Annotated in this window: 19 protein-coding genes; 8 read left to right on the top strand and 11 right to left on the bottom strand. The window is 58.7% G+C overall.

The window, feature by feature from the left end:
- The first annotated feature begins 63 nt into the window (after positions 1-63).
- A complete protein-coding gene (locus AC2TDA_RS19890) occupies positions 64-1,167 on the top strand; it encodes a DNA methyltransferase (RefSeq protein ID WP_480849521.1) in 1,104 nt (367 codons plus the stop codon).
- Positions 1,168-1,309: 142 nt separating this feature from the next.
- Positions 1,310-2,692, top strand: a complete 1,383-nt coding sequence (locus AC2TDA_RS19885; RefSeq protein WP_480849519.1) for an adenylate/guanylate cyclase domain-containing protein — start codon at positions 1,310-1,312, stop codon at positions 2,690-2,692.
- A 73-nt stretch (positions 2,693-2,765) separates the two neighbouring features.
- Here the strand turns inward: AC2TDA_RS19885 and AC2TDA_RS19880 are convergent, their stop codons facing one another.
- Together AC2TDA_RS19880 and mutY are read right to left on the bottom strand one after the other, a co-directional pair.
- A complete protein-coding gene (locus AC2TDA_RS19880; RefSeq protein WP_480880487.1) occupies positions 2,766-3,902 on the bottom strand; it encodes an alkane 1-monooxygenase in 1,137 nt (378 codons plus the stop codon).
- Between the two features lie 59 nt (positions 3,903-3,961).
- Entirely contained in the window at positions 3,962-5,017 is a 1,056-nt protein-coding gene (mutY, locus tag AC2TDA_RS19875; RefSeq protein WP_480880486.1) for an A/G-specific adenine glycosylase, read from the bottom strand.
- Between the two features lie 81 nt (positions 5,018-5,098).
- On the opposite strand from mutY, the gene AC2TDA_RS19870 reads away from it, so the two are divergent.
- Positions 5,099-5,605 carry a DUF721 domain-containing protein gene (locus AC2TDA_RS19870; protein ID WP_480880485.1) on the top strand — a complete coding sequence of 169 codons (507 nt, stop codon included), beginning with the start codon at positions 5,099-5,101 and terminating at the stop codon, positions 5,603-5,605.
- Between the two features lie 14 nt (positions 5,606-5,619).
- Positions 5,620-6,282 (top strand): DsbA family protein, encoded by a 663-nt coding sequence (locus AC2TDA_RS19865; protein ID WP_480849511.1) that lies wholly within the window; start codon positions 5,620-5,622, stop codon positions 6,280-6,282.
- A gap of 45 nt (positions 6,283-6,327) precedes the next feature.
- On the opposite strand, the gene lpxK is transcribed toward AC2TDA_RS19865, so the two are convergent.
- From lpxK to AC2TDA_RS19840, 5 genes are all read right to left on the bottom strand, one after another.
- Positions 6,328-7,326, bottom strand: a complete 999-nt coding sequence (gene lpxK, locus AC2TDA_RS19860) for a tetraacyldisaccharide 4'-kinase (RefSeq protein WP_480880484.1) — start codon at positions 7,324-7,326, stop codon at positions 6,328-6,330.
- Positions 7,313-8,548 carry a 3-deoxy-D-manno-octulosonic acid transferase gene (locus AC2TDA_RS19855; protein ID WP_480880483.1) on the bottom strand — a complete coding sequence of 412 codons (1,236 nt, stop codon included), beginning with the start codon at positions 8,546-8,548 and terminating at the stop codon, positions 7,313-7,315. Before AC2TDA_RS19855 ends, lpxK begins: the two co-directional genes overlap by 14 nt.
- Positions 8,545-9,345 carry an inositol monophosphatase family protein gene (locus tag AC2TDA_RS19850; RefSeq protein ID WP_480880482.1) on the bottom strand — a complete coding sequence of 267 codons (801 nt, stop codon included), beginning with the start codon at positions 9,343-9,345 and terminating at the stop codon, positions 8,545-8,547. The genes AC2TDA_RS19855 and AC2TDA_RS19850 overlap by 4 nt, the downstream gene beginning before the upstream one ends.
- Entirely contained in the window at positions 9,332-10,678 is a 1,347-nt protein-coding gene (locus AC2TDA_RS19845) for a TldD/PmbA family protein (RefSeq protein ID WP_480880480.1), read from the bottom strand. Before AC2TDA_RS19845 ends, AC2TDA_RS19850 begins: the two co-directional genes overlap by 14 nt.
- 145 nt (positions 10,679-10,823) lie before the next feature.
- The gene (locus tag AC2TDA_RS19840) at positions 10,824-12,347 is read right to left on the bottom strand and encodes a DUF2125 domain-containing protein (protein WP_480880479.1); all 1,524 of its coding nucleotides are present in this window, start codon (positions 12,345-12,347) and stop codon (positions 10,824-10,826) included.
- 129 nt (positions 12,348-12,476) lie between these two features.
- On the opposite strand from AC2TDA_RS19840, the gene AC2TDA_RS19835 reads away from it, so the two are divergent.
- From AC2TDA_RS19835 to AC2TDA_RS19825, 3 genes are read left to right on the top strand one after another with little or no spacing between them, the layout of a single operon-like run.
- On the top strand, positions 12,477-13,229 hold the full coding sequence (locus AC2TDA_RS19835; protein WP_480849500.1) for an SDR family oxidoreductase: 753 nt from the start codon (positions 12,477-12,479) through the stop codon (positions 13,227-13,229).
- Positions 13,226-13,834, top strand: coding sequence for an enoyl-CoA hydratase/isomerase family protein (locus AC2TDA_RS19830; protein WP_480880477.1), 609 nt, complete (start codon positions 13,226-13,228; stop codon positions 13,832-13,834). Before AC2TDA_RS19835 ends, AC2TDA_RS19830 begins: the two co-directional genes overlap by 4 nt.
- On the top strand, positions 13,831-14,544 hold the full coding sequence (locus AC2TDA_RS19825) for a VOC family protein (RefSeq protein ID WP_480880475.1): 714 nt from the start codon (positions 13,831-13,833) through the stop codon (positions 14,542-14,544). Before AC2TDA_RS19830 ends, AC2TDA_RS19825 begins: the two co-directional genes overlap by 4 nt.
- On the opposite strand, the gene AC2TDA_RS19820 is transcribed toward AC2TDA_RS19825, so the two are convergent.
- Positions 14,545-14,841 carry an HNH endonuclease gene (locus AC2TDA_RS19820; RefSeq protein WP_480849497.1) on the bottom strand — a complete coding sequence of 99 codons (297 nt, stop codon included), beginning with the start codon at positions 14,839-14,841 and terminating at the stop codon, positions 14,545-14,547.
- Between the two features lie 45 nt (positions 14,842-14,886).
- Between AC2TDA_RS19820 and AC2TDA_RS19815 the strand changes: the two genes are divergently transcribed.
- Positions 14,887-16,074, top strand: a complete 1,188-nt coding sequence (locus AC2TDA_RS19815) for a TIGR03862 family flavoprotein (RefSeq protein ID WP_480880473.1) — start codon at positions 14,887-14,889, stop codon at positions 16,072-16,074.
- Here the strand turns inward: AC2TDA_RS19815 and holA are convergent.
- The 3 genes from holA to leuS are packed head-to-tail and all read right to left on the bottom strand — an operon-like array spanning position 16,071 to position 20,114.
- Entirely contained in the window at positions 16,071-17,099 is a 1,029-nt protein-coding gene (gene holA, locus AC2TDA_RS19810) for a DNA polymerase III subunit delta (protein ID WP_480880471.1), read from the bottom strand. The genes AC2TDA_RS19815 and holA overlap by 4 nt on opposite strands.
- Positions 17,096-17,587 carry an LPS assembly lipoprotein LptE gene (lptE, locus tag AC2TDA_RS19805; protein WP_480849494.1) on the bottom strand — a complete coding sequence of 164 codons (492 nt, stop codon included), beginning with the start codon at positions 17,585-17,587 and terminating at the stop codon, positions 17,096-17,098. The genes holA and lptE overlap by 4 nt, the downstream gene beginning before the upstream one ends.
- Positions 17,574-20,114, bottom strand: a complete 2,541-nt coding sequence (gene leuS / locus AC2TDA_RS19800) for a leucine--tRNA ligase (protein ID WP_480880469.1) — start codon at positions 20,112-20,114, stop codon at positions 17,574-17,576. The genes lptE and leuS overlap by 14 nt, the downstream gene beginning before the upstream one ends.
- Positions 20,115-20,155: the final 41 nt, after the last annotated feature.

Below are 20,155 nucleotides of genomic sequence, written 5' to 3'. Positions count from 1 at the left end.
TCTTTGACTCATCCTTGTCTCAACCAAATGAGCGCAAAAGCGCCGTGGAACTGAGGCAGTGATATGACCACAATCAAGACAAAGGGCGCAGCCGCGCTCCCTTTAAACACGATTCTATCCGGAGACTGCATCGAGGTGATGAACAGTCTGCCCGAGGCGTCGGTTGACCTGATCTTTGCAGATCCCCCATATAATTTGCAGCTGAAAGGCCAGCTGCACCGCCCGGACAACAGCCAGGTGGACGCGGTTGATGATCACTGGGACCAGTTTTCCAGCTTTGGCGTCTATGACCAATTTACACGGGAATGGCTGAAGGCTGCGCATCGCCTTTTGAAGCCAAACGGTGCGATCTGGGTGATCGGGTCGTATCACAACATCTTCCGTGTCGGCTCGGCCCTGCAGGATGCAGGGTACTGGATTTTAAACGATGTTGTGTGGCGCAAATCGAACCCGATGCCGAATTTCCGTGGCAAGCGGTTCACCAATGCGCATGAGACGATGATCTGGGCCAGCAAGCAGGAAGGCGCAAAATACACCTTCAACTATGAAGCTCTCAAAGCCTTGAACGAAGGCGTGCAGATGCGCAGCGACTGGGTGTTGCCGATCTGTACGGGGCATGAGCGGCTGAAGGACGAAAACGGCGACAAGGCGCATCCGACGCAGAAGCCGGAATCGCTGTTGCACCGCGTTCTGATTGGGTCGACCAATCCGGGTGATGTGATTCTGGATCCCTTCTTCGGCACTGGGACCACGGGCGCCGTGGCCAAGATGCTGGGCCGCGAGTTCATCGGGATCGAGCGTGAGGAAAGCTATCGCAAGGTGGCCGAAAAACGCATTGCCAAAGTCCGCAAGTTTGACCGTGAGGCCCTGGAAGTCAGCGCCAGCAAACGCGCCGAACCGCGGGTGCCATTCGGCCAGCTGGTCGAGCGCGGCATGCTGCGTCCGGGTGAAGAGCTTTATTCCATGAACCAGCGCCACAAGGCCAAGGTTCGTGCGGATGGCACGCTGGTGGGCGATAACGTCAAGGGCTCGATCCACCAGGTCGGGGCGCATCTGGAAAACGCGCCGTCTTGCAACGGCTGGACTTACTGGTGCTTCAAGCGTGAGGGCAAAACGGTGCCGATCGATGTGCTGCGCCAGCAGATTCGGGCCGAGATGCACAACTGATTTCAAAAATACCGCCGGTGCCTGTGGCCTGACACAAGGCACTAAGCCTTGCCCCGCCGTTCCCGGCGGGGTCTTTTGTTTTTGCATTAAGGGTGATTGCATAGGGTGAACCCCCTGAAAGCCTGCGTGGGAGGCCAAGGCCATGACAGAAGCGACTACCAACCGATCTCGTTTCGACAGGATGTTTCTCACGCAGCCGGATAACTACGATCTGGACAATAAATACACCGAGGCCGCGATGGAGCGGCACAAGCGTGAAGGTCTGGAACTGGCCGTGCGCGCACGCTGGGTTGCGATGGGGCTTACAAGCATCCTGTTGATCTATCTAAACCCGCAATGGGACGTGTTGTGGTACCATTTTATCCTGCTGCTGATCTGCGCCAATGGCTGGCTGATCCGGCGCGCAGGTCGGGTGGGGCAATCCCGCACCGAGCTGTTTTTGATCTTCGTCGACTTGCTGATCATGACGCTGGGAATGATCATTCCCAACCCGTTCAGTGACGATGTGCGCCCCCTGGCGATGCAGTACCGGTTCGACAATTTCCAGTATTTCTTCATCATTCTGGCCGCTGGCACACTGGCCTATTCGTGGCGAACTGTGATCGCCATTGGCTCGTGGACGGCGATGATGTGGACCGTGGGATGGATAGTCGCCTCGTGGGTGGCAACCCCGATTCCGGGTATAAGTGAAAAAGTCGCCGAGGCATTGCAAGGTTATCCAGATGTGGCCGAATTTCTGGATCCCAACAGCTTCATGATCCCTCAGCGCATACAGCAGGTTATCGTTTTTGTGATGGTGGCGGTCACCCTTGCCATTTCGATGCAGCGTTTGAACCGGTTATTGATGACCAACGCGGGTCTTGAACGTGAAAGGGCAAACCTGTCGCGATATTTCTCTCCCAACGTTGTCGAGGAGCTGAGTCAGAATGATGAGCCCCTGAAGCAGATCCGCAAAGAGAACGTAGCAGTACTGTTCATCGATATTGTGGGGTTCACAAAATACGCGGCTGGGCGCGATCCCTACGATGTGATCGAGGTCTTGCGAGGGTTTCATGCGCGCATGGAGACTGAGGTTTTTCGCCATCACGGCACTTTGGACAAGTACTTGGGCGATGGGTTGATGGCCACGTTTGGCACACCGGTGACGACGCCTTTGGACGCAAACAATGCGCTGGGATGCGCGCGATCGATGGCCGTTGCCATCGACCGCTGGAACCAGGATCGGCACCGGGCGGGCGAGCCCGAAATACACGTGGGGATCGGAGTGCACTACGGGCAGGTGGTTCTCGGTGATATCGGCGCAAATCGGTTGGAATTTGCGGTCATCGGCGATGCGGTGAACGTGGCGGCCAAGCTTGAGGCGCTGACCCGTGACTTTGGAGCAAGTATCGTCGTTAGCGATGCGGTGCGTGCGCAGGTAAGCCGTGAAGATCCAGCGGCACAGGATGCGATGTCGGGGTTTGTCGCGAAAACAAATCAAGCAGTTCGCGGCGTAGACGTGCCAATGAATGTTTGGGTGCTTTAGGCAATTTGCGCTCGACCGTCAGCAATACATCGAAGATACTTTGCTCTCGGTTGCGCCGGGAGGAATGCCGGAGTTATCCACGCGGCATTGGGTTTTGCGCTTTGTTGTAAGGGTGCCAGTTGGTGATTTCAGGATAGTATTGGCGGCGCCAGGCGCGGACCTTTGGGTTCATGACACGCCGCCACAAAGGGGGGATCATCGCTGCGAACGTCATCACAGGATACCCATGCGGCAGTTGCGGTGCGGCGTCCTGAGTGTGGTGTTGCAGCAGTGGAAACCGCCGGTTTGGTTTGTAATGGTGGTCTGAATGGCGTTGCAGGTTGATCAGTAGCCAGTTGGACGCCATATGCGACGCGTTCCAGGAATGACGCGGATGGACATGTTCGTACTTTCCGTCGCCCAGATATTTGCGGGTCAAGCCGTAGTGTTCAACATAATTCACCAGCTCGAGCTGCCAGATTGCAGTGCCAGCTTGTATGAGAAACAACCCCAGGCCCGACCAGCCCCCGACGAACAGAGCCAGCAGCAGCATCACACCCTGTAGCGACCAATACCTCCAGAAGGGGTTGGAAAGATCGGTCCACGGGCGGTCTTTTCGGGCCAGTTTATCGCGCTCGGCCTGGAAGGAAGAAATCAGGCTTTGGCGCAGGACTCGCGGGTAAAAGCGGTGAAACCCTTCGTTGTATCGCGCCGAAACCGGGTCGCGCGGGGTGCCGACATAGCGGTGGTGGACCAAAAGGTGTTCGGATCGAAAATGAGAATAGAGCACCATTGCCAGAAGGATATCGCCCAGCCAACGTTCCAGTCGCCCCTTTTGGTGCATAAGTTCGTGGCTGTAATTGATCCCGACCGTACCCGAGATTACGCCCATCCCAAAAAATACGCCAACCTTCTCCAGCGGAGACAATGCGTCAGAACCGGTCACATACCAGATCAATCCAAAGAGCGTCAGGAATTGCACCGGAGCCCAGGCCTGTGTCAGCAGGATGTACCAGCGCAGCGCTGCGTCGGGCGTATCTGGGTCCGCGTTCTCAAGGTTTAGTCCGGTTAACCGGTCCAGTACCGCAAATGCCCACCAGGTCGAAAGCGGAACCAGCAGAATGTACCAGCCGCCTGAACAGGCAGCTACCCAGATCAGCGGGATCAGCAGGTAAGAAACCCAAAAGGGCAGGGCGGATTGCCAACGGGACAGAGTGCCTGGCGGGATCATCGTGAACCTCCAAAGAATTGCGGCCAACTAGCCACGTCCAATTGGAATGCACAATCGGGCTATTGGCCGCGCCAGAGGTCATGGGCTTTGCGCATTACGGTAGGCAGGTCTCCGGGGCGAAAGGAGTGTTTTTCCAATACCATCAGGTCCCCGATCTGGGCGTCTTCGGGTAGGTGGGCCGTCCAGATGTGCAGGACCAGGTGGAAATGGGTAAACGTGTGACGCACTTCGCCGGGCAAGGTTTGCCAGTCGGCCGGGAATGGCGGTGCCTCGGATGGGGTTTCGGACCATTCCGATCCTGGCCAACCCAGCATCCCGCCCAATAGGCCTTTGTCGGGGCGACGTTCCAGCAGCATTGCCCCGTCCACCCGCTGGGCAATATAGACATGGCCGTAGCGCGTTGGTTTGGGCTGCTTTGGCGATTTGCGTGGCAGATCGGCCTGAGTTCCAGCGAATTGTGCTTGGCAAGGGGCACGTAAAACGCAGATACCACATGCCGGAGACTTGGGCGTACAGATCGTAGCCCCCAAATCCATGACAGCCTGAGCGTAATCCCCGGGGCGCGTCGCGGGCGTCAGGTTTGCGGCCTTTTCTTTGAGTTGAGGTTTTACCCCCGGCAGAGGGTCGTGGATGTCATAGAGCCGCGCCATGACCCGCTCAACATTTCCATCCAGAACCGTCTCGGACCGATCAAAGGCAATGGCGGAAATCGCGGCGGCCGTATAAGGGCCAACGCCCGGCAGTTTCAGCAGCGCGTCATAGCTGTCAGGGAATTTACCGCCATAGTCCTGTGTTACAACGCGAGCGCATTTCAGCAGATTGCGGGCACGGGCGTAGTATCCCAGTCCGGCCCATTCACCCATGACCTGATCATCTGGTGCAGCGGCTAATGCCATTACGTCTGGCCAACGCGCCGTGAACCGCAGAAAGTAGTCGCGCACGGCAGCAACAGTGGTTTGTTGCAGCATCACCTCGGACAACCAGACGCTGTAGGGATCTGGCAACACGCCTGCCGCGCGATCCGCCGGACCAACGCGCCATGGCATTTCCCGCGCGTGGCCGTCGTACCAGTCGAGCAAAGCGGCGCTCACGTCAAAATCACTCGAGTCACGCAAGTTTTATCTATCTCCCTGTCGGGTTTCGCTGGCGCCCGTTATTCTGCCCTTTACAATAGCGGCGCAGGAGTTGGAAACCAGATGCAGCGCAGACGTTCCTCGACCCGCGGGTTCAAACGCACCGCAACCTTGCTGAACGACCAAATTCGGCGTGCCGGCGAAAGCCGTGGGTTTGCCGTATCGCGTCTTCTGACCCATTGGGCCGAGATCGTGGGGCAAGACATCGCCACAATCGCCCGCCCGGTAAAGGTGGGGTATGGCAAGGGCGGGTTTGGCGCGACGTTGACTGTGCTGACGACCGGGCCGCAGGCTCCGATGCTGGAAATGCAAAAGGATCAGCTGCGCGATAAGGTCAATGCGGTTTATGGCTTCAATGCGATCAGCCGTGTACGCATCACCCAGACCGCTCCGACCGGATTTGCCGAGGGGCAGGCCAGTTTCGAGCACAAGCCGAAACCAGCGAAACCCGAGATACCACCTGAAATTGTAGCCGAGGCAGACAATGTGTCGCGTGATGTGCTTGACGGAGATTTGCGTGCAGCTCTTGAACGTCTGGGCCGCAACGTTTTATCCAAGCAGAAACGCTGAGAAAGGGCTGAGTAATGAGCCGTATTGCAACCGTAATCTGTGCGGCTGTCGCCGTAGCCGCTGGCGGCTATTGGCTGACGCTGTCAAATTCCAACCCCGCCTATCCGCTAATTAGCAGCGCCGAGGCGCAAGAGGCTGACCTGGACACCTCGACCATCGTCGAAATGGTGCAGGGGGCCGAGGACGCGCCGGTCGAAATCATCGAGTACGCATCCTACACCTGCCCGCACTGCGCGAATTTCCACACGGGGCCGTTCAAGCAGCTGAAGGAAGAATTCATCGACACCGGCAAGGTTAAATTCACCTACCGTGAAGTCTATTTCGATCGCTATGGCCTGTGGGCGTCAATGGTGGCGCGTTGTGCCGGGCCCGAAAAGTTCTTTGGCATCACCGACCTGGTCTATGAAGGCCAGTCGGAATGGACCAAAGCAGGTGGCCCAGCCGAGATCGTGGATGAATTGCGTAAGCTCGGACGCCTAGCCGGTATCGACAACGACCAGCTGGACGCCTGTCTGCAGGACGGAACCCGCGCGCAGACGCTGGTTGCCTGGTATCAGGAAAACGCCGAGCGTGACGGGATTCAGGCGACTCCGTCGTTCATCGTCAACGGCAAGAAGGTTGAAAACCAGTCTTACGAAGATTTCAAAAAGCTGATCGAAGACGAACTCGGCAGCTGATAGCTTCTCTGGCCGGCCTCGTCGGGGCCGGCCGGCATCCCCGGATCAGGGGGACGGCGCGACCTGCGTAAGCATTTCGTTGACCCTGTCTTTTTCGTTCACGTTCAGACGAACCGGCAATGTGATCACCTTATGGCGAAACGTGGCGGGCAGGCGAACTGCGTCTTTTTCTGTGGTGACCAACTGTGCCTTCAGGATTTTGGCTTCATTCTCCAGACGCGTCATCAGAGCCGGAGTCAGTGGTTGGTGATCGTCCAGCGCCTCGGCTCGTAGCAACGTCGCACCTTCTGCGCGCAAGGTATGAAAGAACTTTTCCGGATAGCCGATACCGGCAAAAGCCAGAACCGGAGTGTCGCTCCAGTCCATACCGGTTTGCAGAGGTCGGACTTCACCGGTCGCATGTGGGACGGTCAGGCAGTCGCTCCAGGTTTCGGCGAATCCGGTCTGAGCGTCAGCGTCACCCAGCGAAAGGACAAGGTCAGCCCGTTCAAGTCCTGCCGAAACAGGCTCACGCAAGGGGCCGGCGGGAAGGCACAGACCGTTTCCGAATCCGCGCGCCGCATCCACGACGAGAATCGAGAAATTCTTTGTGACCGAAGGATTCTGAAACCCGTCGTCCAGAACGATCACCGTAGCACCATCTTTTGCCGCGGCCTGCGCTCCGGCAGCGCGGTCCTTGGCCACCCAGACTTCGGCAAAGGCCGCGAGCAATAGCGGTTCGTCTCCAACTTGCGCCGCGGTGTGAACCCGAGGGTCAACCTGTATAGGGCCTTCCAGCGATCCGCCGTGGCCGCGCGTGACCACATGCGGGCGATGCCAGTTGTCCCGCAATTGTTCCAAAACCCAGATCACGGTCGGGGTTTTCCCGGTGCCTCCGGCATTCAGGTTCCCTACGCAGATCACCGGTATGCCGGGTGCGAAACCCTGTTCGGACGCAACGCGTCGCGCGGTGGCCGCTGCATAGAGCCGACCCAAAGGTGCCAATAGCCGCGCCCGCAGATCAAGCTGATCAGGTTTTGTGTTCCAGAAGTCAGGTGCGCGCATCTTGGGCTCTCCGCTGGTCCAAAATGTCCAAGACCATGTCTACCATTTGATCGGTCTGTGTGGCGCCTTCAGTCACCACCTGCCATCCTGACAATGCCATATCAGCGCAGCGGTCCGGTGCGAGTACTTCAACAACCGCATCGCCCAATTCAGTGGCGGACCTAACGGTCAGTGCTGCACCCGCTTGATCGAGCTTGTCATAACTGTCCTTGTACCTGTGCACAAAGGGTCCATGGACGACTGCTGACCCCAATGCGGTTGAGGTTAAAGGATTGCGCCCGCCCGCGCCGCGTTCCAGCGAGCTGCCCATGAATGTCACGGACGACACGCGATGCCAAAGCCCCAGATCCTCAGCTTCGGCGGATAAGATCACCTGTGTGGTGTCTTCGATTGGCTGGCCGTCATCCCAATTCGCACACCGCAGGTCCATGGATTCGAGCCGTCGCTGCAACGGAGCAGCCTCGGCAAGGTCTGCAACATGCAAAACAAGCGCAAGGCGTGGCAGCATCCGCAGCGCCTGTCGGTGGGCGCTCAGGACCGAAATGAATTCCTTGTCCTTCACCCATGCCGCCAGCCAGACGGGTCGGCCTGCCAATGCGTGGTTGGTTTCGATAAGCTCGTCTTCGGGCCAGGGGCGGGGGGTCGAACTAATCCGCAGCGGGGGCGATACAGTCACTTTGGTCGAGGGGACACCCAGGCGCCTGATCTGGCGTGCGATCTCGTCATTCGGGGCCAATATCTGACGAAAGCAGTCCAGCGTATAGCGTGTTATGTCAGGCAACCAGCGTCCGCCGCGTGCAATTTTGGTATCCAGCCCGGCTTCAATCAGGATCAGGGGGATACCCCGTTCCTCTGCGCGCGTGATGACATTCGGCATCAAGCCACCACCAACCCAGATCCCCATGTCCGGGCACCAGTGTTCCAGAAATCCGCGTGCGGCCCCTGTCTGTTCCGCAGGCAGGTTGACCACTGGTGCAACGCTGTCATCCCATCTGGTCAGATCCGCGTCGGGCGGCGCCGTCAAAAGCAGGGAAAGCCCCGGCCGCGCGGATAGTATTCGGCGGCAGACATCATCGACCACTCGCAGCCTGTCCTGAGAGTCGATGTGAACCCATAGAACTTCGCCATCCGGCCGCGGAGTCGCGACGGTCTTGCCATTTTGCTGCACCCCCCAGGACAATACCCGGTAAGCCGCGAGGCTGAGTGAACGTGGCTTGCTCATGCTGGGATTCCAGAGCCATTCGGGTCAAGCAAAGCTTGAACCTGCGCGTGCAGGTCGGGGCCGGCAGCAATTACTCCGTTAAGGCGGGGATGGGTGTTGTTGAACTGTAATGCCTGCCCCAAACGATCTGTACATAGCCCGCCAGCCTCGCGCAGGATTAGTTCACCCGCGGCAATGTCCCACTCCCAACTTGGGCGCAGGGTTAACATGCCGTCGAACCGACCTTGCGCGACTAATGCCATGCGATATGCCAGCGAGGGTCTATAAGCTTGTTTGAAGTCCGGAACGTTGCCCAGCTTCCAGTGCCTAGGGTCAAGGTTGGGTTTTGCAGCGAGGATTTCAGCGTTTTGCAACGAAGTGGGGGGCGAGGCGTGGATCCGTGCCCCGTTCAGCGTGGCACCCTGACCTTTGGCCGCCGCAAAAAGAAGATCGCGCATCGGCAGGTAAATGACGGCTGCGGTCACTTCTGCGTTCTCAGTGACAGCCAGAGAATGAGCCCAAGTCCGCGCGCCCTCGGCAAAGCTGCGGGTGCCGTCGATTGGGTCAATGATAAACACCTTGTCGCGGGAAAGCCGGTCAGGGGAATCCTCGGTCTCTTCGCTCAACCAGCCATAATCTGGGCGCGCGGCCTGAAGGTCGCGTTCCAGCATCGCGTTTACGGCCAGGTCGGCCTCGGTCACGGGCCCCGCGCCTTGGGGTTTGTCCCAGCGCTGTGCCTGAGGACCCGAGTACCGGGTCGCGATCCTGCCCGACTCAAGCGCGGCTTCGATCAGTAGAGGCAGATCAGTTGCCGGCAAGTGTCATCCCTTCGATCAGGATCGAGGGCACCACGCGTGACAGATAAGTACGCGCGTCGTTGGCCGGGATGATCCGCATCAGCATGTCGCGCAAATTCCCTGCGATGGTGCATTCGTTAACTGGATGGCTGATTTCGCCGTTTTCGATCCAGAACCCCGAAGCCCCGCGTGAATAATCGCCGGTATTGGGGTTGATCGTAGATCCAATCATCGATGTCACAAGCAACCCGGTGCCCATGTCGCGCATCAGGTCGTCGCGGCTGCGGTTTCCCGGCGTGAGGCTCAGGTTCCAGTTGCTCGGGGACGGTGGGCCGGACACGCCGCGTGCCGCGTTTCCGGTTGAGGCCATGCCCAGTTTGCGTGCACTCGACAGATCCAGCGTCCACCCGGTCAGTATTCCGTTTTCGACAATCGCACGGCGGCGCGTCGGCAGGCCTTCAGCGTCAAACGGGCGCGAGCCGGAAATGCGCGGACGGTGGGGGTCTTCAATCAGCGACAGCTGCTCGGGCAACACCTGCTGGCCTAGCGAATCCTTGAGCCATGAGGCCCCGCGCGCAATCGCGGCACCGTTGCTGGCCGCCAGTAAATGCCCGATCAGTGAGGATGAGATGCGTTCGTCAAACAGAACCGGAAAACTGCCGGTCGCAGGCTTGCGCGCGCCAACTTGCCCAACCGCACGTTCTCCGGCGGTTCGGCCGATTTCGGTTGGGCTACGCAGGTCGGACTGAAAACTGCGGCTGTCGCCGTCATAGTCACGCTCCATCCCTGTACCTTCGCCCGAGATCGCCACGCAGGATGTAGATCGGCTGGTCCGCGCGTAGCCGCCCGAGAATCCGTTCGTTGCTGCAAGGTGGACGCGATGGGTGCCGTAAGCCGCCGCCGCGTCCGAAACCTGTGTCACACCGTTTACCGCCAGAGCAGCCGATTCCGCCTCTAACGCATCCTGCATCAGGGCCTCGGCGCTGGGTTCGGAGGTCGGATCGAACAGCTCCAGCGCCTCCATGTCCCAATCGGTGATCAACTGATCTGCGTCCGCGAGGCCGGTAAAGGGGTCTTCGGGCGCTTCATTGGCCATGGCAACCGCGCGTTCGGCCATTGCTTCTAGCGTTTCGGCGCTGCTGTCCGAGCTGGAGACGATTGCCTGCTTCTTGCCCAGAAATACGCGCAAACCCAGATCGGTTCCTTCGGCCCGTTCGGCATGCTCGAGCGCACCGCCACGTACATCGACGGAAACCGAAGACCCGTCGATCACGATGGCGTCCGCTGCCTCGGCCCCCGCGTTGCGGGCCGCGTCCAGCAGGTGATGGCTGATCTCTTCGGGTGTTCGGGTCATGTGGCCTCCGGTCTGGTTAATCTGGACCTAGCCCCGGACCGCCCGCGTCGCAAGACCCACGGCTCAAAAGCGTTCAGTGTCCGAGCGTCGCAATGGCAGGAATTGATTGGGAAAGGCCGCCAGGCCGCCTTTCCCAGCATTTTGATTACTTGATGCGCTGACCGTTGGCCACGATCTGCCCGTCTTCGGTGAATTCGATTTTTGAGTTCAGCGTGTCCGGCTCTTCGCCGGGAACAGCCATCAGGCCCATCATCATCCGCGCGCCAAGGGCGTCGTTTTCAGACACAAGCCCCATTCCAATCAGCTTGTCGATCAGAGCGTTCGCGCCGACCAACTGCAGGTTTGCTTCGCCGGAAGGGGCGGGCATTCCGTCAAACGCTTCGGTGTTGGAGTTGTCGAAGGTGAAATCACCGTTCCCGGTCAGCTTCGCGCCCACCAACGAGACAATCAGCTCATTGATTTTCAGGGAATGCAGTTCACCGGGCGTAACATCGCCGGTTTCAAGCGTTTCAACCGATTCCGGGTCCATGAAATCGACCAATACCTTGGCGGTGCCGCTTGTATCCAGCGAAATGGTGGCGGGATCGCGAGGCAGTGCGCCCGCTGGATCGAAAATACTCCAAAGTACGTCGGACATGGTGAAATCGGTGAGGTTCATGGCGAAACCGAACGGCTGGATTTCCTCGGACGCCTGAACCGGAAACTCGAATTTCAAACCGGCATTTTCCATGGCAATTTCAATCGGGAAAGGCAGATCAGCCGTAGTAACGGCCACTTTGGAGCTGTTTTGCTCGAGATCATAGACGATACGCTCGGCGTCTATGCTGCCAGCAAAGCGCCCGCCTTTCGAGTCGCTGCCCAAAGAAAACGCTTCACCTTCCGCGGTGCCAGCCATTTCCGTATTGCCGGAACCATAGGTGAATATCCCTGACGCGGCAAAGCCTGCATCGTAAAAGCCCTGTACGTTCTCCAGATCGAATTCGGCCGGGATCAGGCTGTCGCCCTCAAAGGTCAACTGATCCAGGTTGCCCTTGACCCGGGCGGTGTCTTCGCTTTCAGGATCATCGAAGGCAACGTCGTACGTGATGTTATTAGCTGTGAACTTCTGCGTGATGTTGCGATCTTCACCGATCTTCATCAGCGATGAGCCCGCCACGTTGCTAATCTTGAGGTTCAGGTCGAGAATATCTTTCGGGATGGTTTCGCCGTCAAACTCGATTGATGTCAGACCCAACCCCATGCTTGCGGCTGAGTAGTCATATGTCATTTCTTCCGGTGTGCCCGAAACGACCATGTCCAGCGCTTCATTGGTAAACAACAACTCGGCCTTGAAGGGCTCGCCTTCTGTGTCTCCGGCAATCGTGATCGGGTAGCTTTCGGGAAAGCCAATGCCAACAGTGCCATCGCCGTTTTCCGTCAATGTCATTTCTGGAATAACGACATTAATCTGCTCGTCAGTATCTGGTACCGCCAGTGACATGGTCATGTTCGAAATCGTGGTGACATTGCCCGATACGTTTTCGTCTCCGGAGACGGTGTAGCCCACGCCTGCCAGATAGGCCTTCCAATCGGCCCAGACATCATCGGCAGTCACATCGGCGAAAGCGCCATGGGCGACGACGGCATAAGCCATGGCTGCACCGCAGCTGCGGCGGAGGAAAACAGACATTAGAGAACCCTTCTCGATCAATTTTTCGGCATGGTCGTGTTTGTGGCCACCATCGTCAAGGGGCAAGGGGTGGACCAATTCCCCCTTTGCGCTGTACGACTTTACCTGATTTCAAACCAAAAGGATTAGATGGAGCGAATGAAAGGGAAAACCGTACTTATCACTGGCGCCAGCCGAGGGATCGGCGCCGAAGCGGGGCGCGTATTTGCCGCAGCAGGGGCCAATGTGGTGTTGGTGGCGCGCAGTAGCGACCAAATAGCATCATTGGCTGCAGCACTGGGGGAAAACGCCATGGCACTGGCCTGTGACGTCAGCGATTTTGCTCAGGTTGAACAGGTTGTTGCTGATTGCGTTGACCGGTTTGGTGGCCTTGACGTGTTGATCGGCAATGCAGGAGTGATCGATCCCATCTTCCATATGTCCAACGCCGATGTCGCTGCGTGGAGCACGGCGATCGACATAAACCTAAAGGGTATTTTCTACGGTATGCGCGCCGCACTTCCCGTGATGCGTGCAGCTGGTGGCGGAACCGTGCTGACCATATCATCAGGGGCGGCGTCGAATCCAGTTGAGGCCTGGAGCCATTATTGCGCGTCGAAAGCCGGGGCCAAGATGCTGACCGAGTGCCTGCATCTGGAAGAAGCACATCACGGCATTCGAGCTATGGGGCTGTCTCCGGGCACGGTCGCCACGGACATGCAGCGTGTGATCAAGGCCAGCGGGATCAATCCCGTAAGCCAGCTGGATTGGGATGATCACATTCCGGCCGACTGGCCTGCGCGGGCGTTGCTTTGGATGTGTTCATCGGATGCCGACGAGTTTTTGGGGACGGAGATTTCTCTGCGGCGTGAGGACATTCGCCAAATAGTTGGCTTGACGTGATTGATTTGACGAAAGAGGGCGGCCTTTGGACGGTCACCCTCAATAACCCCGAAAAGGCGAACGCGCTGACCGGCGCGATGCTGACGGAATTGCTAGAGATTGCTGAGGCGGCCGTGGACGCCCGGGCGCTGATTCTGACGGGCACGGGCCGTGTTTTCAGCGCCGGGGCCGATCTGAACGAAGCCCGCGCGGGGCTTGCGACGTCGGACCTGTGGGAAAAGCTATCCGGTGCCATCGCTGCGCTGCCCTGTCTGACAGTAGCGGCGCTGAATGGAACGCTGGCCGGCGGAGCCAACGGGATGGTTCTGGCCTGCGACCTTCGGATTGCTGTGCCGTCCGCCAAAATCTTCTATCCCGTGATGAAACTGGGGTTCCTTCCTCAACCCTCTGATCCCAAACGCATGTCTGCCTTGATTGGGCCGTCACGAACCAAGTTGATCCTGATGGCCGGGCAAAAGATCACCGCCGCAGAAGCCTATGATTTTGGTTTGGTTGACCGTGTTGTTGAACCCGATGCGCTGATGCAGTCCGCCCGCGATCTCGTGGCCGACAGCCTCGGTGCCGAACCAAAGATTGCCGAGGGAATAGCGGACCTGTGTCGATGAGGATTTCTGCGCTGAAGCTGCGTGTAGCCGACCCGGAGGTTTTGGCGGAATTCTACCGGGACGCGTTGGGTATGACGGTCCGGGCCGAGGGCGACGCTTGCCGCGTTGGCTATCGCGGACAAGACTCAGACCTGTTGCTAGTGCCGGGTGGGGGCGGGTATTCGCAGGACAGAGGTCAGCGTTACTGGAAGATCGGAATTACCCTACCAGATGTCGACGCGGCCGCGTCGTGTTTGCGCCGATTGGGTGTCACAGTCAGTGCCCCGAAGCAGTTTCTGGATATCGGCTATATGTGCCATCTCAGCGATCCTGAAGGCTTTGCCATCGAACTGCTACAACATGATTTTGAGGGTAACCGGCCCGCTGATGTTTCATCACCCGAGGCCCCTTTCGCAAAAGCTTGTATTGGTCAGATCACACTGCGCACCGGTGACATCGCAGCTGAGGACGCGGCTTGCCGGTCGCTGGGAATGCGGTTGTTGTCCATGCAGGACGTGGCACCCTATGGGTTTGATCTGCATTTCTATGCGTTGACTGGGGAAACACCGCCGAACCCGGATTTGTGGGCGGTGGAAAACCGCGAGTGGCTATGGAAGCGCCCTTATACGACGCTGGAATTCCAGCACATTGCCGACGCTCAATTCGCCCCAGTGCCCGACTACCAGGGGATCGAGGTCGAGGGTTTGACTGATCCGATTTTCGCTGCCTGATCATCGCCCGCGCCGTTTGCCCGGTACTTTCGAGCGGAAACCGGGCGGGCGTTTGCGAACCCAGTTCAGGAACGTTTCAAGCCGGGGATGGGTGCGCAGGGCTTCGACTGTGTGGAAGCTGCGTGCCAATTCGGCTTCGGTCAGGGTCGCATGAATCTCTTTGTGGCAGATCTGATGCAACAGAACAGTCGGTCCGCCCTTGCCTCCTTTGAGTTTTGGGATCAGATGGTGCAGGCTGCCGCCCCCGTCGGGGATAGGCCGGTCACACAAGGGGCAGATTGGATCGCTGGTGGTCATCACGGCAGGGTTGCGCCGATGGGTGGATAACGCAAGGGGACATCAATGGCGCAGACAATGGTGATCGGAGCAGGACCCGCCGGCCTGATGGCGGCTGAACAACTTGCCGCAGCCGGTCACGATGTTTTGGTAGCCGAAGCGAAACCGTCCGTTGCGCGCAAGTTCCTGATGGCTGGGAAATCAGGACTGAACCTGACCAAGGACGAGCCGTTGGATGCCATGATGGCCGCCTATGGAGAGGCTGCGGATTGGTTGCGCCCGATGATTTCCGATCTGGATTCGCAGGCCATTCAAGTCTGGGCACGCGCGCTTGGGCAGGATTTGTTCACCGGATCGACAGGGCGCGTATTTCCCAAAGCGATGAAGGCTTCACCCCTGTTGCGGGCTTGGCTTGCGCGGTTGGATCGGCAGGGTGTGCAAGTCAAAACGCGCTGGAGATGGACCGGTTGGGACGGTTCGACCCTGACCTTTGAAACACCAGACGGCAAACAGCGTGTAACAGCAGAAACAACGATCCTGGCTTTGGGCGGCGCCAGTTGGGCGCGTTTGGGCTCGGACGGTGCCTGGGCTGGGATTTTGGAAGAAAAGGGTGTTTCTCTTGCGGCTTTTGCCCCGGCGAACTCGGCTCTGACTGTAAAATGGAGCCATTACATGCAGCCGCATTTCGGCGCGGCGCTCAAGTCCGTGAGCTGGTCCGCTGGTGAATTGGAAAGTCGCGGAGAAGCCGTGATCTCCTTAAAGGGTCTAGAGGGCGGCGGGCTGTATCCGCTGACCCCGGCTCTGCGAACAGGTGCGCCCCTATTCGCGGATCTGGTCCCGGACCTGACGCTAGAAACCTTGCAAGCACGCTTTGCGGCCAAGAAACCCAAGGCGTCACTGACGAATTGGCTGAAAAGTGGATTACGTCTGTCGCCTCAGAAAATCGCCCTGTTTCATGAAATGACCAAAAGCTCGGCATTGCCGCAGCCGCCGCCTCAGGTTTTGAAGAAACTGCCAATTCACCACGCCGGTCTAAGGCCGATGGACGAGGCGATCTCGACTGCAGGAGGGGTAATGCGTGGCGCGTTGAACAGTGGATTGATGCTGACTGCGCTGCCCGGCGTTTTTTGCGCCGGCGAAATGCTGGATTGGGAAGCCCCGACCGGGGGTTACCTGCTGACCGCATGTCTGGCCTCCGGTCGCTGGGCAGGGCGCGCCGCGGTGGAATGGTTGGAGCAAAAAGGCGCCGGTTAACCGTTGCGCGCCAGCATGGCCAGCCGGATCATCGCCCGCTCGACCAGCGCCATGGCGGGTGCGGTTTGCCCGGCCGAGCGCAACGAAAGATCGGTATCCGTCAGGACCGTCAGGGCTGTCTGCAGCTTCGGTGCGCCCCAGCCTTGCGCCTGGCGCAGGATGCGATCGCGTCTCTTGCCATAAACCGGAGGACGTAGTTTCCCAATCCCCTGAGCGGCCCCGCCAGGGTGGGACGCGCATGCGTAGAGTGTGCGAAAATGGCGCGTTGCGCCAATACACAGGGTCACGCCGTTGGTGCCTTGCGCCTGCAACCGCCGGATAAGCGGCCCGATCTCGCCCGCGCGACCTTCTGCGACGACGTTCAGTACGTCATCCAGTGCAGCCTCGGTCGAACGCGGCGCGCAGGCTTCGATATCGTCAATGCCAAGCTCGGATGAGTCACCACGCTTATATAGCGACAGTTTCTCGATGGTTTGCGCAAAGTCTCCGGGGCTGAGGCTAACTGCCAGCTCGCTCAGCGCCGACATGGAATCGCGTGGGATATTCTGCAACCCGGCCTGTGTCAGAACTCGTTCGACTTCTGCGCGCGAAGGCGGGTCGTCATAGATGCCAACTGCGAAAGCATCAGGATGGCTTTCGAAGCCTTTGCGAATCTTGGAACTGGGTTTGAGTTGTCCGGCTGTCACGATGATCTGCGCATCGCCGGGTATCCAATCCTCTAGCGCCGCAAGAATTGCCGGGGCCGCAACATCGGTAGCATCCTCGACAAACACCGCGCGGGGACCGGGAAAAAATCCGACGGCTTTGACCGCGTCCAGCAATTGGGCCGGGTCACCGCGCAATTCGGCGCCGGGCATTCGAGTCAGTCGCATCTCTTCCTCGGCGCCCGGGCCAAGAAGAGCCGTCAGAACCTGCTGTCGCTTCAGCGCGACCCGCATTGCGTCGGCACCATAAATCAGCAGCCCGGTTTTGCTTGCGTCCGGCTTGGCGAAATACCCTTCGGCCTCGCGCGGGCTGAGTTTCATGAGGACAGGCCCGGTGCCGCGTAGAGTCGGGTAACAATCTGATCCGACAGTATGACCATCAGCCGTTCCTTGGCGGCGCGCTCGTCCGCAAGTGTCGAAACGGTCGAGCCTGCCGCTGAATACCCAACAAAATCAATCACATTGCCCGAGGTGACGACCTGGCCGGTCTCGTTCGACAAAAGGGAGTATCTGGCGCGCCCGTCGATCGTATAACGATTTGTCTCGTTCGATGTGGTGATCGCCGCTGCCCGCGTGACGGTCGAAACATTCACGTTCAGCTTATAATCGCTGCTGGATTCGGCGCTGCGACCCAGCCGATGCTCTAGATTTCGCACCAGCAGGAAGCTTTCGGTCGTGTTCGGCTCGGATACCGCGACCTTGCCAAACAAAGCAGAGCCCGAGCCGCCGGGGGCGTAAACCGGCTCAAAGCCGCAAGCAGCCAAAGCCAGCGGCATGAATAATAGGGTTCTGCGATCAAACGACGACATTTACGATCCGGCCGGGGACAACAATCACTTTCTTGGGCGCTACACCATCCAGCGCTCTTTGCACAGCTTCGGTGCTGAGCGCGATTTTTTCAACCTCGGCCTTGTCCAGATCCTTGGCCACGCTGATTTCCGCGCGACGCTTGCCGTTGATCTGAATTGGCAACGTGACGGTATCGTCGATCAGCATTGCCTCATCCGCGACCGGCCACGAGGCAACCGCCACCAAGCCTTCGCCGCCCTGATGTGCCCAGATATCCTCGGCCAGATGCGGTGTCATCGGTGACATCAGCTGCGCCAGTGTTTTGATCGCCTGCTTCTGGGCTGCGGCTCCTGCTTTGGACTTTGCCAGCGTATTGGTGAACGCATAGAGCTTTGCGATGGCCGCATTGAAGCCAAAGCTTTCGACGCCAAGGGTCACGTCGCGGATTGTCTTGTGCATCTCGCGCAGTAAGTCCTGATCCCCTTCGCCTTTCGCGTCCGGGGCCATTGCACCGATTTTGTCGCAAAGGTTCCACACCCGGTTCAGGTGTTTGAACGCAGCCTCAGCCCCTGCGGCGGTCCATTCAACATCCCGCTCTGGCGGCGAATCGGACAGAACGAACCAGCGCGCAGTATCGGCGCCGAAGGCCGAGATGATGCTGACCGGATCGACCACGTTTTTCTTGGACTTCGACATTTTGGCCGAGGGGATGATCTCGACCGCTTCGCCGGTTGCCTTGAGTTTACCGTCTTCGACTTCTTCGGGTAGGTGATAGACCGGCCGGCCCTTGTTGTCGCGGGTCTGATAGATTTCATGCGTCACCATGCCTTGCGTGAACAGCGCATCGAAGGGCTCGATGGCTTTTTCCGGCAGGTGTCCGGTAATCTTCATCGCCCGTGCGAAGAAGCGAGAATAAAGCAGGTGCAGAATCGCATGCTCAATGCCGCCGATATACTGGTCGACATTCATCCAGTATTCGGCCTCGGCCAGATCTGTGGGCGTTTCCGAGTGTGGAGCAGTGAAACGGGCAAAATACCACGACGAATCGACGAATGTGTCCATCGTGTCGGTTTCACGCTTGGCCGGGGCGCCACAGGACGGGCAGGCGCAATCACGCCATGTCGGGTGACGATCCAGCGGGTTGCCCGGTTTGTCGAACGTGACATCGTCAGGCAAGCGGATCGGCAGGTTTTCTTTCTTTTCAGGTACTACGCCGCAAGAATCGCAATGCACAACGGGAATCGGACAGCCCCAGTAGCGTTGACGGGATAGCCCCCAGTCGCGCAGGCGGTACTTGGTGACGCCTTCGCCCCAGCCCGCTTTTTCGGCAAAGTCGACCGTGGCGTTGATCGCTTCGTCGCCTGTGGCCTCGGTCAGACCGGCGAAATGATTCACCCAGCGGACGTTTTCGGTTTTTGGCGGGACAAAGGCGATCTTGTCGACCGGCGTGTCGTCATCCAGCGCAAAGAACGTATCGACCACGGGCAGGCCGTACTTGCGGCAGAAATCCAGGTCGCGTTGGTCGTGGGCCGGGCAAGCAAAGATCGCGCCGGTGCCGTAATCCATCAGGATGAAGTTGGCGATCCAGACCGGCAGTTCCCAATTCGGGTCCAGTGGGTGCTTGACCCGAATACCGGTGTCATATCCCAGCTTTTCAGCCGTTTCGATGGCTTCTTCCGTGGTGCCGCCTTTTCGGCATTCCGCAACGAATTCAGCTACTTCTGAGTTTTTAGCCTCAAGTTGCTTGGCAATCGGGTGGTCCGGTGAAATGCCAACAAACGATGCCCCCAACAGCGTATCAGGGCGGGTCGTATAAACGGTAATGGGCTCTTCGCCATCGGTGCGATCAAATGCAAACTGCAACCCGCGCGACTTGCCGATCCAGTTTTCCTGCATCAACCGCACTTTGGCCGGCCAGTTGTCCAATGTGTCCAGCGCGTCGAGCAATTCTTCGGAATAGTCCGAAATTTTAAAGAACCACTGGGTCAGCTCGCGGCGCTCGACCAACGCGCCCGAGCGCCAGCCGCGGCCGTTTTCCACCTGTTCGTTGGCCAGAACGGTCATGTCGACCGGGTCCCAGTTCACCACGGCGTTCTTGCGGTAAACCAGCCCGGACTCGAGCATATCCAGGAACAACGCCTGCTGTTGGCCGTAGTATTCCGGGTCACAGGTGGCGAATTCACGAGACCAATCGATCGACAGGCCCAGCGGCTTCATCTGCCCACGCATGTCGGCGATATTGCCGTAGGTCCAGTCCTTGGGGTGGCCTCCGATGGCCATCGCGGCGTTTTCGGCCGGCATCCCGAACGCATCCCAGCCCATCGGGTGCAGCACGTTATGCCCGGTGGCCAGCTTGTGCCGCGCGATCACGTCGCCCATCGTATAGTTGCGCACATGCCCCATATGGATTCGGCCAGACGGGTAGGGGAACATCTCAAGCACGTAGTATTTCGGCTTGTCCGCCTTGTGGCTGGCAGTGAAAATCCCGGCCTTGTTCCAGGCTTCTTGCCATTTTGCTTCGATTTCGGTGGCCGAATAACGCGACATCCTGCGGTCCTTCGTAATGAAAACGCCGGGCATGAACCCGG

Source organism: Ruegeria sp. HKCCD6426, assembly GCF_057221115.1.
The sequence above is the reverse complement of the archived record's forward strand: the minus strand, read 5'-3'. Positions and strand labels throughout refer to the sequence as shown.